Source organism: Streptomyces cyaneochromogenes, assembly GCF_003963535.1.
Lineage (GTDB): Bacteria > Actinomycetota > Actinomycetes > Streptomycetales > Streptomycetaceae > Streptomyces > Streptomyces shaanxiensis.
The window spans coordinates 4,225,900-4,240,125 of sequence record NZ_CP034539.1 but is presented as its reverse complement, the minus strand read 5'-3'; the positions used below and the strand labels follow the sequence as shown (position 1 = coordinate 4,240,125).

Sequence of the window (14,226 nt, the reverse complement as noted above, 5' to 3'; positions counted from 1 at the left end):
TTGGGGGAGACACCGACCTCAAGCCACTCGAGGAGTGAGAGACGTGGCGAAGGAAGAGAAGGCCAGGGCCAAGAAGGAACAGCTCAAGGGCAAGGCCAAGGAAACCATGGGCCGCGCCGTCGGCAACGAGCGGATGACCGCCGAGGGCAGGGCCGAACAGAAGAAGGGCGACGCGCGCCAGGCGAAGGAGAAAACGAAGGACACCTTCAAGCACTGAGCGAAGGCACCTTCCGGCAAGGAACCTTCCGGCACTGAGCGCGCCCGGGCGGACGCAGCGCGTCAGCTCTTACGGCGCCCTATCAAGTGCGGCTTCGCCTCCAGGCCGTCCAGCCCGTGCCACGCCAGGTTCACCAGGTGGGCGGCGACCTCCGCCTTCTTCGGACGGCGGACGTCCAGCCACCACTGCCCGGTCAGCGCGACCATCCCGACCAGGGCCTGCGCGTACAGCGGGGCCAGCTTGGGGTCGAAGCCGCGGCTCTTGAACTCGCGGCCCAGGATGTCCTCCACCTGGGTCGCGATGTCCGAGATCAGCGAGGCGAAGGAACCCGTCGACTGCGGGATGGGCGAGTCACGGACCAGGATGCGGAAGCCGTCCGTGTACTCCTCGATGTAGTCCAGGAGGGCGAACGCCGCCTGCTCGCACAGCTCACGCGGATGGCCGGCCGTCAGCGAGCCGGTCACCATGTCCAGCAGACGCCGCATCTCACGGTCCACGACGACCGCGTACAGCCCCTCCTTGCCGCCGAAGTGCTCGTACACCACCGGCTTGGACACCCCGGCCTTCGCCGCGATCTCCTCCACCGACGTGCCCTCGAAGCCCTTCGCGGCGAAGAGGGTACGACCGATCTCCAGCAGCTGCTGGCGCCGCTCCGCACCGGTCATCCGGGTACGGCGGGTCCGCCGCTGCTTGTCGTTGCCGGGAGTACTGCTGGAGTCGGTCGCCACGGCGTCAATCATGCCGCCTTCGCAGGCTCCTTCCGGCGCCCGGAGCCGCCTTCCTCGGTGTTCCGGCGCGAATCGATACGCGAGCGTGACGGCCAGCGCACATCAGAGGCCCAGCCGAGCATCTCGAACCAGCGGATGATCCGAGCCGAGGAGTCGATCTGCCCGCGCTCCACACCGTGCCGCGCGGACGTCGGGTCGGCGTGGTGCAGGTTGTGCCAGGACTCGCCGCACGACAGCACCGCCAGCCACCACACGTTGCCCGAACGGTCACGCGACTTGAACGGCCGCTTGCCCACCGCGTGGCAGATCGAGTTGATCGACCACGTCACGTGGTGCAGCAGGGCCACTCGCACCAGCGACCCCCAGAAGAAGCCCGTGAACGCGCCCCACCAGGACATCGTCACCAGACCGCCGATCAGGGCGGGCAGGGCCAGCGACAGCATCGTCCAGTAGATGAACTGACGGGAGATCGCGCGGATCGCCGGGTCCTTGACCAGGTCCGGCGCGTACTTCTCCTGCGGCGTCTGCTCCTCGTCGAACATCCAGCCGATGTGCGCCCACCACAGGCCCTTCATCAGCGCCGGGAGGGTCTCGCCGAAACGCCACGGGGAGTGCGGGTCGCCCTCGGCGTCCGAGAACTTGTGGTGCTTGCGGTGGTCGGCCACCCAGCGCACGATCGGGCCCTCGACCGCCATCGAACCCGCGACGGCCAGCGCGATCCGCAGCGGACGCTTGGCCTTGAACGAACCATGGGTGAAGTAGCGGTGGAAACCGATCGTGATGCCGTGACAGCCCAGGAAGTAGAAGAAGACCATCAGGCCGAGGTCGAGCCAGCTCACACCCCAGCCCCAGGCCAGCGGCACGGCCGCGACCAGCGCCAGGAACGGGACGGTGATGAACAGAAGCAGCGCGATCTGCTCGATCGACCGCTTCTTCTCGCCGCCCAGCGTGGCGGAGGCAGTCAGGGTGTCGTCGTTCGCCTTCGGGGCGTCTTCGATCACATCGGAGCTCGTGGTCATGGGCGTCCCCTGTGGGGTGTCGAGGGTGGTGGCAGATGCCGGGGCTGCGGGAACTGTTCCCAGGTTCCGTTAAAACGGTGCCTACGGTTCCGTAACCTACGGCGTCGTAAGTATGGCAGTGCGTCGCCCGGCGGCAAGAGCCCGAGAGACTGCGCGTCCACCCGGACACCTATCCTGGGAGTCGGTCGGACAGCGCGGTCCGCTCTGAATTTCTTCCCGGAACTCAGGAGCCGTAAGCGGCACCCGCCGCGCGGCACCTGCGCCGGGTTCCCTCCCCGGACGAGCTTCAACACTGCAAGGAGCCGCACCTGTGAGCAGTGCCGACGACCAGACCGTTGCCCAGGAGACCACCAGCACCGAGCTGCGTGCCGACATCCGCCGACTGGGTGACCTCCTCGGCGAGACCCTCGTCCGGCAGGAGGGCCCCGAGCTCCTCGACCTCGTCGAGAAGGTCCGCCGCCTGACCCGCGAGGACGGCGACGCCGCCGCCGAGCTGCTGCGCGGCACCGAGCTGGACACCGCGGCCAAGCTGGTCCGCGCCTTCTCCACCTACTTCCACCTGGCCAACGTCACCGAGCAGGTCCACCGCGGCCGCGAGCTGCGCGCCAAGCGCGCCGCCGAGGGCGGCCTCCTCGCCCGGACGGCCGACCGCCTCAAGGACGCCGACCCCGAGCACCTGCGCCAGACGATCCAGAACCTCAACGTGCGCCCCGTCTTCACCGCCCACCCCACCGAGGCCGCCCGCCGCTCCGTCCTCAACAAGCTCCGGCGCATCGCCGCACTCCTGGAGACCCCGGTCCTCGAAGGCGACCGCCGCCGCCACGACACCCGACTGGCCGAGAACATCGACCTCGTCTGGCAGACCGACGAACTGCGCGTCGTACGCCCCGAGCCCGCCGACGAGGCCCGCAACGCCATCTACTACCTCGACGAACTCCACGCCGGCGCCGTCGGCGACGTCCTGGAGGACCTCACCGCCGAACTGGAGCGCGTCGGCTACCAGCTCCCCGACGCCACCCGCCCCCTCACCTTCGGCACCTGGATCGGCGGCGACCGCGACGGCAACCCCAACGTCACCCCCCAGGTGACCTGGGACGTCCTCATCCTCCAGCACGAACACGGCATCAACGACGCCCTGGAGATGATCGACGAGCTGCGCGGCTTCCTGTCGAACTCCATCCGCTACACCGGCGCCACCGAGGAACTCCTCGAATCCCTCAAGGCCGACCTCGAAGCCCTCCCCGAGATCAGCCCCCGCTACAAGCGCCTCAACGCCGAGGAGCCCTACCGGCTCAAGGCCACCTGCATCCGGCAGAAGCTGGAGAACACCAAGCAGCGCCTCGCCAAGGGCATCCCGCACGAAGCCGGCCGCGACTACCTCGGCACCGGCGAACTGCTGGCCGACCTCACGCTGATCCAGACCTCGCTGCGCGAACACCGCGGCGCCCTGTTCGCCGACGGCCGCATGAACCGCACCATCCGCACCCTGTCCGCGTTCGGCCTCCAGCTCGCCACCATGGACGTCCGCGAACACGCCGACGCCCACCACCACGCCCTCGGCCAGCTCTTCGACCGGCTCGGCGAGGAATCCTGGCGCTACGCCGACATGCCCCGCGACTACCGCGCCAAGCTCCTCGCCAAGGAACTCAGGTCCCGGCGCCCCCTCGCCCCCACCCCCGCCCCCGTGGACGCGGCCGGCGAGAAGACCCTCGGCGTGTTCCAGACCGTCAAGCGGGCCCTCGCCGTCTTCGGACCCGAGGTCATCGAGTCGTACATCATCTCGATGTGCCAGGGCGCCGACGACGTCTTCGCCGCCGCCGTCCTCGCCCGCGAGGCCGGCCTCATCGACCTGCACGCCGGCTGGGCCAAGATCGGCATCGTCCCGCTCCTGGAGACCACCGACGAGCTCAAGGCCGCCGACACCATCCTGGAGGACATGCTCTCCGACCCGTCGTACCGCAGGCTCGTGGCACTGCGGGGCGACGTCCAGGAGGTCATGCTCGGCTACTCCGACTCCTCCAAGTTCGGCGGCATCACCACCAGCCAGTGGGAGATCCACCGCGCCCAGCGCCGCCTGCGCGACGTCGCCCACCGCTACGGCGTCCGCCTGCGCCTCTTCCACGGCCGCGGCGGCACCGTCGGCCGCGGCGGCGGCCCCTCCCACGACGCGATCCTCGCCCAGCCCTGGGGCACCCTCGAGGGCGAGATCAAGGTCACCGAACAGGGCGAGGTCATCTCCGACAAGTACCTGGTCCCGTCGCTGGCCCGCGAGAACCTGGAGCTGACGGTCGCGGCAACGCTGCAGGCATCCGCCCTGCACACGGCCCCGCGCCAGTCCGACGAGGCCCTGGCCCGCTGGGACGCCGCGATGGACGTCGTCTCGGACGCCGCCCACGCCGCCTACCGCAAGCTCGTCGAGGACCCCGACCTGCCGACGTACTTCCTCGCGTCGACGCCGGTCGACCAGCTCGCCGACCTGCACCTCGGCTCGCGGCCCTCCCGCCGCCCCGGCTCGGGCGTCTCCCTCGACGGCCTGCGCGCCATCCCGTGGGTGTTCGGCTGGACCCAGTCCCGCCAGATCGTCCCCGGCTGGTTCGGCGTCGGCAGCGGCCTGAAGGCGCTGCGCGAGGCGGGCCTGGACACCGTGCTCGACGAGATGCACGAGCAGTGGCACTTCTTCCGGAACTTCATCTCCAACGTCGAGATGACCCTTGCCAAGACCGACCTGCGCATCGCCCGCCACTACGTCGAGACGCTGGTCCCGCAGGAACTCCAGCACGTCTTCGCCGAGATCGAGGCCGAGCACGAGCTCACCGTCCGCGAAGTCCTGCGGATCACCGGGGAGAACGAACTCCTCGACGCCCAGCCCGTCCTGAAGCAGACGTTCACCATCCGCGACGCCTACCTGGACCCGATCTCCTACCTCCAGGTCGCCCTCCTCAAGCGCCAGCGCGACGCGGCCGCCGCGGGCGAAGAACCGGACCCGACCCTGGCCCGAGCCCTGCTCCTCACCGTCAACGGCGTGGCGGCAGGCCTGCGCAACACCGGCTGACCAGCCCAAAAGGGCCGACCAGCCAAAACAGGGGTGCCCCCGTGCTTCGTACGAGCACGGGGGCACCCCTTCCTACGTCCTACGGCCCTCAGGCCTTACGACGCCGGAACACCAGGTACCCACCCGCGCCCAGCAGCGCCGCGGCCGCCGCGGACAGCAGCCCCACCGGAGCACCGTTACCGGTCTCGGCGAGGTCACCCTCCGCACCGCCCTGCGGCGACGGGGACGCCGACGGGGCGGCCTCGGCGGGCGTGGACGGGCTCGCGGACGGCTCGCTCGTGGGCTCGCCCGGCGACTCGGACGCAGGAGTGGACGGCGTGGCCGTGCCACCGCCCTCCTCCTCGTCCTCGCACTCCGACCAGAACACCTTGTGCTTGGCCGAGCCGTTCTCGCCCTCGAAGTTCCAGAACAGCTTGTAGTGCCCGTCGGGCAGCGTCATGTCCTCGGTACGGCCATGACCCTCACCGTCGAGGGTGATGGCACCGGACTCCACCGTCTCGCCCTTGACGGCGGCGGTCGGCGCCCACGCCTCGATGTGCCAGTCGACCTTCTGCACGCTGTCGAAACCGAAGGCGTCCAGATAGAACTCGCACACATGAGGCTCGTTCTTACGCAGCTCCTCGCCGGTGGCGGCGTCGTGGATCTTGACGGTGCCGTTGTCGCCATGGCCTACGGCAGTTGCTGTGGCGTGGGCGGCGGCCGGTGCGCAGAAGACAGCGGCCGCGGCGACGGCGGACAGGGCGCCGACGCGGGAGAGGGTTCGCATGAGGCAGTAATCCATCTTCGTGAAAGGAACGGGAAGATGTGGAGGGGGCGGCTCAGCATCCAGCCCGCACTGACCCCAGGTCAATCACGAACAGACAACACTCAGATCCTCCACAGACATGGAGAACGCCAGAAACCTCAGACCGTCACGAACGCGGCCGTGAGCAGCGCGATCCCCGACCCCGCCAGCACCCACGCCGGCCGCGTCCGCCGCAGCCCACCAGCGACGACGACCGAGGCCAACAACAGCGCACCGCCCAGCGGAACCCAGGCATAGAGCACGCCCGCCGGCCCGGACCGCACGACATCGTCACTGCCCGGCTTCACCACAACCGTGTACGTCTGCCCCTTGCGCACCGCCACGCTCTTCTCGATGACGACCGACGCACGCGGCTCGGAGCCCGCCGAGACCGGCGTGTACGGCCCACTGCACGTGTCCGCGCCGCACCCCGTCACCTCGATCGTGCCGCTCTCCCGCCCCTTCGTGAGCATCACATGGTGAGCGGTGCCCCACGAGGCCCACACACCCGCGATCAGAATCAGCACCGTGACCGTCCCCATCGCCGCGAGGCGCCCGAACCGCAGGACGGTCACGGCACCCTGACTGGAGACAGCAGCAGAAGGCATGGCCGCGATCCTTGGCCATGCCCCTACGCCCGGTCAACCTCGGCCTGTTCGAGTGGGCGGACAAGTCAGGAGTTGTACGTGCTTTGCGCCCGCTCCAGCCCCTCGATCACCAGACACTCCACCGCATCGGCCGCCCGGTCCACGAAGTAGTCGAGCTCCTTGCGCTCCGCCGACGAGAAATCCTTCAGCACGAAGTCCGCCACCGGCATACGCCCCGGAGGCCGCCCGATCCCGAACCGCACCCGGTGATACTCCGAACTCATCGCCTTCGTCATCGACTTCAGCCCGTTGTGCCCGTTGTCCCCACCACCGAGCTTCAGCCGCAGCACACCGTAATCAATGTCCAACTCGTCATGAACCGCGACGATATTGCCCACCGGCACCTTGTAAAAGTCCCGCAACGCGTTCACCGGACCCCCCGACAGATTCATGAACGACATCGGCTTCACCAGGACCACCCGCCGGTTCAACGGTCCTGGCGGCCCGATCCGCCCCTCGACCACCTGCGCCTGAGCCTTACCGCCCCGCTTGAACTTCCCCCCGATCCGCTCGGCCAGCAGATCCGCCACCATGAACCCCACGTTGTGCCGGTTCATCGCGTACTCGGGCCCCGGATTGCCGAGGCCGGCGATCAGCCACGGGGCGCTCGGGTCGGTCGTCACGTCCATAACTCCTTGATACGCGCCAGCCGCTGCCCCCAGCGGGAACAGCGGCTGACGAACCGATGACAGAGCCGAGGATCACGCCTCTGCCAGACCTGGGAATCAGGCCTCGGCGACCTCTTCGCCCTCGGCGGCCTCGCCCTCCGGGGCCTCCTCGGCCTGCGCGGCCAGCACCTGAAGGACCACCGCGTCCTCCTCGACGGCCAGCGTGGTGCCCTTCGGCAGCTTGATGTCCTTGGCCAGGACGGAGGCACCCGCCTCCAGGCCCTCGACGGAGACCGTGACGGCCTCGGGGATGTGCGTGGCCTCGGCCTCGACCGGCAGCGCGTTCAGCACGTGCTCCAGCAGGTTGCCACCCGCGGCCAGCTCGCCCTCGGTGTGCACCGGAACCTCGACCGTGACCTTCTCGCCACGCTTGACCAGCAGCAGGTCGACGTGCTCCAGGAAGCCCTTGATCGGGTCACGCTGAACCGACTTCGGGATCGCCAGCTCGTTGGTCTTGCCGTCGATCTCCAGCGAGATCAGAACGTTCGGCGTACGCAGCGCGAGCAGCAGGTCGTGACCCGGCAGGGTCAGGTGCAGCGGGTCGGAACCGTGCCCGTACAGGACAACCGGAACCTTGCTGTCACGGCGGATACGACGCGCGGCACCCTTACCGAACTCGGTGCGCGTCTCGGCGGCGAGCTTCACCTCGGACATACGGATCACTCCTCGTAGAACTAGGAACGGACGTGGTTACCCGGCCACGAACGGCCTGCTACGAAGAGCGCGTCGATAACGGACAGCCGACACCTGCACCAACAGGTACGGCCTCCCTCGCCGAGCAACTGAAGCAGTCTACTCGGAGGGGGAGGCCGTACCCAAAAGGATCTCTACTGCTCGTCGAACAGGCTCGTCACCGAACCGTCCTCGAACACCTCACGCACCGCACTCGCGATCGTCGGCGCGATCGACAACACCGTCAGCTTGTCCAGATCACGGCTCAGCTCACCCGGCGTCGGCAGCGTGTCGGTGAACACGAACTCACTCACCCGCGAGTTCTTCAGCCGGTCGGCCGCCGGCCCGGACAGCACACCGTGCGTCGCGGTCACGATGACGTCCTCGGCGCCATGCGCGAACAGCGCGTCCGCGGCGGCGCAGATGGTCCCACCGGTGTCGATCATGTCGTCGACCAGGACACACACGCGGCCCTTGACCTCACCCACGACCTCGTGGACGGTCACCTGGTTCGCCACATCCTTGTCACGCCGCTTGTGCACGATGGCAAGAGGAGCACCGAGCCGGTCGCACCAGCGGTCCGCGACCCGCACCCGGCCGGCGTCCGGAGACACCACGGTCAGCTTCGCCTTGTCGACCTTCTGGCCCACATAGTCCGCAAGCAGCGGAAGAGCGAAGAGGTGATCGACCGGGCCGTCGAAGAAGCCCTGGATCTGGTCCGTGTGCAGATCCACCGTCAGGATCCGGTCCGCACCCGCGGTCTTCATCAGATCCGCGATCAGACGCGCCGAAATCGGTTCACGCCCACGGTGCTTCTTGTCCTGCCGCGCGTAACCGTAGAACGGCACGATGACCGTGATGGAGCGGGCCGACGCACGCTTCAGCGCGTCGATCATGATCAACTGCTCCATGATCCACTGGTTGATCGGAGCCGTGTGGCTCTGGATCACGAAGCAGTCCGCGCCACGCGCCGACTCCTGGTAGCGGACGTAGATCTCGCCGTTGGCGAAGTCGAAGGCCTTCGTCGGGACGACCCCGACCCCCAGCTGCTGGGCGACCTCCTCGGCAAGCTCGGGGTGGGCGCGGCCGGAGAAGAACATCAACTTCTTCTCGCCGGTCGTCTTGATCCCGGTCACAGCTGTCTCCTCAGAGGTGTCTCAACTGGGTTGCACTTATCACGGTACGCCGTGTTTGACGCACCCGTTTCCGGTCAGCCTTCGCTCTCGACCTGCCGAGAAGCCGCCTCAGCCGCCTTCGCGGCCCCGCTGCCCGGACGCTTACGAGCCACCCAACCCTCGATATTCCGCTGCTGGCCACGGGCCACGGCCAGCGAACCGGGCGGCACGTCCTTCGTGATCACGGAGCCGGCGGCAGTGTAAGCACCGTCCCCGATCGTGACAGGAGCCACAAACATGTTGTCCGAACCGGTACGGCAATGAGAGCCCACGGTCGTGTGGTGCTTGTCCTGTCCGTCGTAATTCACGAAGACACTCGCCGCACCGATGTTCGTGTACTCACCGATCGTCGCGTCACCGACGTAGGACAGATGCGGCACCTTCGTGCCCTCACCGATCGAGGCGTTCTTCGTCTCGACGTACGTACCGATCTTGCCCTTCGCGCCCAGCCTGGTGCCCGGACGCAGATAGGCGAACGGCCCCACGGACGCCTGCGGCCCGACGACGGCACTGTCGGCCACGGTGTTGTCCACCCGCGCCCCGGCACCGACCTTGGTGTTCTTCAGCCGGCTGTTGGGCCCGACCTCGGCGCCCTCACCGAGATGCGTGGACCCCTGGAGCTGGGTGCCCGGCTGGACGATCGCGTCCTGCTCGAACGTGACGGTCACGTCAACCCACGTCGTCGCCGGATCGACCACAGTCACACCGGCCAGCATGGCGCGGTTCAGCAGCCGGTCATTGAGGATCCGGCGGGCCTCCGAGAGCTGCACACGGTTGTTGATCCCCGCGATCTCACGGTGATCGACCGCCACGGACGCACCGACGCGGTGACCGGCCTCACGAAGGATGCCGAGAACGTCGGTCAGGTACTCCTCGCCCTGGCTGTTGTCCGTCCGCACCTTCCCGAGCGCGTCGGCGAGCAGCTGCCCGTCGAAGGCGAAGACCCCGGAGTTGATCTCCCGGATCGCCCGCTGCGACTCGCTCGCGTCCTTGTGCTCCACGATCGCGGTCACCGCACCCGAGGCACCGTCCCGCACGATCCGGCCGTAGCCCGTCGCGTCCGGAACCTCGGCGGTCAGCACCGTCACGGCATTGCCGTCGGCGGAGTGCGTGGCGGCGAGGCGGGTCAGGGTCTCGCCGGTGAGCAGCGGAGTGTCGCCGCAGACGACGACCACGGTCCCGTCCACCGAGCCGCCGAGCTCCTCCAGAGCCATCCGAACGGCATGCCCCGTACCGTTCTGCTCCGCCTGCACCGCGGTACGGACGCCGGGGTCGGTCTCGCCGAGATGCGCGGTGACCTTCTCCCGCGCGTGCCCCACGACCACGACCAGATTTTCGGGCTGCAACTCACGCGCGGCGGCGAGCACATGCCCCACGAGACTGCGTCCGCAGATCTCGTGCAGGACCTTGGGTGTGGCCGACTTCATACGGGTGCCCTCACCCGCTGCGAGAACGACGACGGCTGCCGGGCGAATGGCGCTCACGGGATGCCCTTCGGCTGTGGAGGGGGTGGGGTGACATCCGCAGGATACCGGGGCGTTTCGTGGGGGGGCATGGGAGCGGGCCCTGACTTGGGTGTCAGGGCCCGAACCTAGGTCTTGTGTGCTGTTGCTCCCCCGCAAGGATTCGAACCTTGTCCTGCTGGTACCAAAAACCAGTGTGCTGCCAGTTACACCACGGGGGACAGCGCCTCAGACCTTACCGGAGACGTGACTGCGCCTGGGCCACGATGCCCTTCCACCAGCCGTCGATGCGGTTGTACAGGTGGGCGCTTCTGGCCACCCCGATGACCAGGCAGCCGTGGTAGTCGTCGCCGGTGTTCTTCCGGACGGTCTTCGGGTTGTGCTTCTTGAGCGTCGGCTTGGCGAAGACCGAGACATCGACGTCGGCGATCTCTGCCCAGAAACGGTGCGCAGCGTCGACATCGGCGGACTCGTGGATGAGCAGACGGAAGTGCAGGCGTTCCCGGTCCACATCGAGAAGGTCCAGCCAGGCCAGGTAGGTCTGGATCACGCCTGGGTCGCTGTTGACGAAGATGGCTCGCTCTCGCCGATCGTAGGGCTTGCTCTTCGATCCCTCTGCCCAGTACAGCGCGACCCCCGCCATGAACAGCTCGCGGTCCGTCAGCTCGCCGATCTCGCGGCGAGCTCCGAGCCTGGTCTTCTCGCGCTCCTCGTTGTCGGCGGCACGCCGCCTCGCCAGGCCTTCCTGCATGAGAGCCCGCTGTTCCTCGGGTGTGTAGCGAGGCTCGGGCCTCGGCAGGTCCCGCACCCACAGCGAAACGGAGCTCCTGGAGCACCCCAGCTCCGCCTCGATCCGGTCGTACGTCCATCCCTGGAGCCGTAGCTCCCGTGCCTTCGCCCTCAGGTCGTCCTTCGCGTTCGGGCGCTTCGTCCACTGCGGCGGCGGCTCCCCCTTCACCAGCTGGTTGAGGATGTCGTTGTTGAAGATCTTCAGCTCGTCGCGGATCTGCCGAAGGCTGTAGCCCTGCCGCCGGAGTGCCACCGCCTGCTCCCGCAAGTCCTCGAAATTGGCGTACTTGCCGTATGGATGTGCCATAGGCATACCGTCCGGGCGGAATGATCGGTTCCACGGTCGAACGGTGTGCGATTCAGCAGTTCGAGGGATATCGGGCGGTTTCGCTTACGTTCGGTCACGGAGTGTGGTGTAGGCCAGTCGGTAAAACTCCCCGGAAATCGGCGCCCCACGGCCCTTAGGCTGGAGTCATGACCACGACGGGGGAAGACCACGCCGAGGCCCCGCCACCGGGGGCGGGGCCGTGGTGGTGGGGCAGGTTGCGCAGTGCTGTGCTGGACGTGGGTCTGGGTGTCGCGTCCGCGTTGGAGTGCGGGGTCGAGGGGGTTCGGTTCGCGGGCGATGCCGGGATTCCGGTGGCCGCGGGGGTGGTGTTCGGGGTTCTGGCCGGTTCGGTGCTGGTGCTGCGGCGTCGGTGGCCCATAGCCGTCGTGCTCGTGTCCATCGCCGTGATGCCCGCCCAGATGGGGTTCCTGATGGGCATCGTCGGGCTCTACACCCTCGCCGCCTCCGAACTGCCGCGGCGGATCATCGCCTCGCTGGCCGGCATGTCGTTCGTCGGCACGCTGATCGTGACGTTCGTGTGGGTGCGTCAGGATGTGGCGCGGGGGAACCTGACCTTCGGGGACTGGGTGATTCCGTTCGCCTCCGTCACCACCGCTCTCGGCGTGACCGCGCCGCCGCTGCTGCTCGGGCTGTACGTGGGGGCCCGGCGGCGGCTGATGGAGAGTCTTCGCGAGCGGGCCGACAGTCTTGAGCGGGAGCTTCAGCTGCTCGCCGAGCGGGCGGAGGAGCGGGCCGAGTGGGCGCGGAACGAGGAGCGGACGCGGATCGCCCGGGAGATGCATGACGTCGTCGCGCACCGGGTGAGTCTGATGGTGGTGCATGCTGCCGCGTTGCAGGCCGTGGCCAGGAAGGATCCCGAGAAGGCGGTGAAGAACGCCGCGTTGGTGGGGGACATGGGGCGGCAGGCGTTGACCGAGTTGCGGGAGATGCTCGGGGTGCTGCGTAGCGGTGCTGGTGCCGGCGGTGCCGGTGTCGGCGGTGGTGTCGCTGGTCGGGAGAGGGTTCAGCGGGCCGTCGTGCCGCTCGCGGCTGTGGGGGCCGCTGCCGCTGCCGCTGCTGATCGGGAGCGGGGCGGGGTGGACGAGGGGGTTGCCGAGGGGCCCTGTCTGTCCGAGTTGGACGAGTTGGTCGGGCAGTCGGCCGCCGCGGGGATGGTGGTGGATCTGTCCGTGGAGGGGGAGTCGCGGACGTATGCGCGGGAGGTCGAGCAGACGGCGTTCCGGGTGGTGCAGGAGGCGCTGACGAACGTTCACAAGCATGCGGCGGGGGCGAAGACGCATGTGCGCCTGGCGCACCGGGTGTCGGAGATCGCGATGCAGGTGGAGAACGAGCCGCCGCCGGAGGTGTCGTCGGAGTCGTCGGCGCGGTTGCCGTCGGGGGGTAACGGCCTGGTGGGGATGAAGGAGCGGGTCGTCGCGTTGGGCGGGGTTTTCGTGTCCGGGCCGACGGATGCGGGGGGTTTTCGGGTGTCGGCGGTGATTCCGGCGGCGTAGCCGTGCGGTGCTTCGCCGTGCCGCGCGGCGGGTTGCGTTGCTTGCCGTGGCGGGTCTTTCGTGGGTCAGCCCGCTGTGAGTCGTACCGGTTCTATGCCTGCGACCAGTCCGGCGAGGGCTTGGTCGATGTCGGGGCCGAGGTACCAGTCGCCGGTGTGGTCGAGGGTGTAGACGCGGCCTTCGGTGTCGATGGCGAGGAGGGCCTGGGTGTCGGTTTCGGCGCCGAGGGGGCAGACCTCGGTGTCGAGGGCGAGGCCGAGGTCGCCGAGGGTGCGGGCCATGTGGAGGCCGTGGAGTGGGTCGAAGTGGACGGTGGCGGGGGCGATCTGACGGCCGGGGCCGGAGGGTGTGAGGTGGAGGCCGCCGAATTCGGCCCAGGCTTCGACCGCGGCAGGGAAGACGGCGTGGCGGTGGCCGGCGGGTGAGACGTGTTCGCGCAGGGCGTCGGCCCAGATCTCGGCCTGCTTGATGTCCCAGCGTCCGGGTTGCCAGCCGGCGGCGCGCAGGGCGGCGTCGACGGGGACGGGGAAGCGGGTGGTGGAGGTGCGGTCGGTGTGCATCTGCCCTTCGTTCGTCGATACGCCGGGGTTGCGGCGGCCCGGCGGGGTGCCGTCTTACTGGTGCCGTTTTTGCTGGTGTGGGGGTGTGGGGGTCAGTCGTCTGCCGTTGTCGGGTCGACGATGCGGACGCCGAAGTGGGCGCTGAGCGCGGTGCAGGCGCGGCAGGGGGCGGCGAAGCTGCCGTGGAGGGGGTCGCCGTCCTCGCGGATGCGGCGGGCGGTGAGCTTGGCCTGTTTGAGGGCTTTGCGGGCTTCGCCGTTGGTCATGGGTTTGCGGGCGGCGCGTTTGCTGCGGGCTTCGTCGGCGGTGGCGAGGTGGCGGGAGATCAGGATCGTCTCGGCGCAGCGGCCGGTGAAGCGGTCGCGTTCGCCGCTGGTGAGGGTGTCGAGGAAGTCCTGGACGAGGTGGTGCAGGGGAGGGGCCTGGTCACCGCGGGCGGCGGTGCCGGTGAGGGTGGCGCCGCGTACCGAGAGGGCGGCGGCGACGGTGGGGAGTATGCCGTCGCGGCGGTGGCGGAGGGCGGGCGCGTGGGGGGTTTCGGTGGCGCTCCAGCCGATGCGGGGGTCGCCGGACCTCGCCGCGTCGGGTCCCGTCTGCGTGGTGTTCATGA

General features: G+C 68.7%; 14 protein-coding genes and 1 tRNA gene. 3 read left to right on the top strand and 12 right to left on the bottom strand.

Annotated elements, in window-relative coordinates:
• The first annotated feature begins 43 nt into the window (after nt 1-43).
• Nucleotides 44-217, top strand: a complete 174-nt coding sequence (locus EJ357_RS18895; protein ID WP_126392794.1) for a CsbD family protein — start codon at nt 44-46, stop codon at nt 215-217.
• A gap of 62 nt (nt 218-279) precedes the next feature.
• Here EJ357_RS18895 and EJ357_RS18890 read toward each other — a convergent pair whose 3' ends face one another.
• Nucleotides 280-957, bottom strand: a complete 678-nt coding sequence (locus EJ357_RS18890) for a TetR/AcrR family transcriptional regulator (protein WP_126392793.1) — start codon at nt 955-957, stop codon at nt 280-282.
• Nucleotides 954-1,964 (bottom strand): acyl-CoA desaturase, encoded by a 1,011-nt coding sequence (locus tag EJ357_RS18885; protein WP_126392792.1) that lies wholly within the window; start codon nt 1,962-1,964, stop codon nt 954-956. The genes EJ357_RS18890 and EJ357_RS18885 overlap by 4 nt, the downstream gene beginning before the upstream one ends.
• Nucleotides 1,965-2,274: 310 nt before the next feature.
• Here EJ357_RS18885 and ppc point away from each other — a divergent pair, with 310 nt between their 5' ends.
• Nucleotides 2,275-5,016 carry a phosphoenolpyruvate carboxylase gene (gene ppc / locus EJ357_RS18880; protein WP_126392791.1) on the top strand — a complete coding sequence of 914 codons (2,742 nt, stop codon included), beginning with the start codon at nt 2,275-2,277 and terminating at the stop codon, nt 5,014-5,016.
• Nucleotides 5,017-5,104: 88 nt separating this feature from the next.
• Here the strand turns inward: ppc and EJ357_RS18875 are convergent, their stop codons facing one another.
• The 8 genes from EJ357_RS18875 to EJ357_RS18840 form a co-directional block, all read right to left on the bottom strand.
• The gene (locus tag EJ357_RS18875; protein WP_126392790.1) at nt 5,105-5,782 is read right to left on the bottom strand and encodes an LPXTG cell wall anchor domain-containing protein; all 678 of its coding nucleotides are present in this window, start codon (nt 5,780-5,782) and stop codon (nt 5,105-5,107) included.
• A gap of 137 nt (nt 5,783-5,919) precedes the next feature.
• A complete protein-coding gene (locus EJ357_RS18870) occupies nt 5,920-6,408 on the bottom strand; it encodes a hypothetical protein (protein ID WP_126392789.1) in 489 nt (162 codons plus the stop codon).
• 65 nt (nt 6,409-6,473) lie between these two features.
• Nucleotides 6,474-7,076: an aminoacyl-tRNA hydrolase gene (gene pth / locus EJ357_RS18865; RefSeq protein WP_126392788.1), complete on the bottom strand. Its 603-nt coding sequence runs from the start codon at nt 7,074-7,076 to the stop codon at nt 6,474-6,476.
• A gap of 96 nt (nt 7,077-7,172) precedes the next feature.
• A complete protein-coding gene (locus EJ357_RS18860) occupies nt 7,173-7,769 on the bottom strand; it encodes a 50S ribosomal protein L25/general stress protein Ctc (RefSeq protein ID WP_126392787.1) in 597 nt (198 codons plus the stop codon).
• Between the two features lie 173 nt (nt 7,770-7,942).
• Nucleotides 7,943-8,923 (bottom strand): ribose-phosphate diphosphokinase, encoded by a 981-nt coding sequence (locus tag EJ357_RS18855; protein WP_126392786.1) that lies wholly within the window; start codon nt 8,921-8,923, stop codon nt 7,943-7,945.
• 74 nt (nt 8,924-8,997) lie between these two features.
• Nucleotides 8,998-10,446: a bifunctional UDP-N-acetylglucosamine diphosphorylase/glucosamine-1-phosphate N-acetyltransferase GlmU gene (glmU, locus tag EJ357_RS18850; protein ID WP_126392785.1), complete on the bottom strand. Its 1,449-nt coding sequence runs from the start codon at nt 10,444-10,446 to the stop codon at nt 8,998-9,000.
• Nucleotides 10,447-10,573: 127 nt separating this feature from the next.
• Nucleotides 10,574-10,646 (bottom strand) — tRNA-Gln (locus EJ357_RS18845).
• 14 nt (nt 10,647-10,660) lie between these two features.
• Nucleotides 10,661-11,521, bottom strand: a complete 861-nt coding sequence (locus EJ357_RS18840; protein WP_126392784.1) for a hypothetical protein — start codon at nt 11,519-11,521, stop codon at nt 10,661-10,663.
• A gap of 167 nt (nt 11,522-11,688) precedes the next feature.
• On the opposite strand from EJ357_RS18840, the gene EJ357_RS18835 reads away from it, so the two are divergent.
• A complete protein-coding gene (locus tag EJ357_RS18835) occupies nt 11,689-13,056 on the top strand; it encodes a sensor histidine kinase (RefSeq protein WP_126392783.1) in 1,368 nt (455 codons plus the stop codon).
• 65 nt (nt 13,057-13,121) lie between these two features.
• Here EJ357_RS18835 and EJ357_RS18830 read toward each other — a convergent pair whose 3' ends face one another.
• Nucleotides 13,122-13,616: an SUKH-3 domain-containing protein gene (locus tag EJ357_RS18830; RefSeq protein ID WP_126392782.1), complete on the bottom strand. Its 495-nt coding sequence runs from the start codon at nt 13,614-13,616 to the stop codon at nt 13,122-13,124.
• Between the two features lie 92 nt (nt 13,617-13,708).
• Nucleotides 13,709-14,224, bottom strand: a complete 516-nt coding sequence (locus EJ357_RS18825; RefSeq protein ID WP_126392781.1) for a YwqJ-related putative deaminase — start codon at nt 14,222-14,224, stop codon at nt 13,709-13,711.
• Nucleotides 14,225-14,226: the final 2 nt, after the last annotated feature.

Bases quoted from the DNA above. Each gene is read 5' to 3' on its own strand.
- EJ357_RS18885 (WP_126392792.1), bottom strand. From the start codon at position 1,964: ATGACCACGAGCTCCGATGTGATCGAAGACGCCCCGAAGGCGAACGAC.
- EJ357_RS18840 (WP_126392784.1), bottom strand. From the start codon at position 11,521: ATGGCACATCCATACGGCAAGTACGCCAATTTCGAGGACTTGCGGGAG.
- pth (WP_126392788.1), bottom strand. From the start codon at position 7,076: ATGGACGTGACGACCGACCCGAGCGCCCCGTGGCTGATCGCCGGCCTC.
- EJ357_RS18835 (WP_126392783.1), top strand. From the start codon at position 11,689: ATGACCACGACGGGGGAAGACCACGCCGAGGCCCCGCCACCGGGGGCG.
- EJ357_RS18830 (WP_126392782.1), bottom strand. From the start codon at position 13,616: ATGCACACCGACCGCACCTCCACCACCCGCTTCCCCGTCCCCGTCGAC.
- EJ357_RS18890 (WP_126392793.1), bottom strand. From the start codon at position 957: ATGATTGACGCCGTGGCGACCGACTCCAGCAGTACTCCCGGCAACGAC.
- EJ357_RS18875 (WP_126392790.1), bottom strand. From the start codon at position 5,782: ATGCGAACCCTCTCCCGCGTCGGCGCCCTGTCCGCCGTCGCCGCGGCC.
- EJ357_RS18870 (WP_126392789.1), bottom strand. From the start codon at position 6,408: ATGCCTTCTGCTGCTGTCTCCAGTCAGGGTGCCGTGACCGTCCTGCGG.
- EJ357_RS18860 (WP_126392787.1), bottom strand. From the start codon at position 7,769: ATGTCCGAGGTGAAGCTCGCCGCCGAGACGCGCACCGAGTTCGGTAAG.
- EJ357_RS18825 (WP_126392781.1), bottom strand. From the start codon at position 14,224: ATGAACACCACGCAGACGGGACCCGACGCGGCGAGGTCCGGCGACCCC.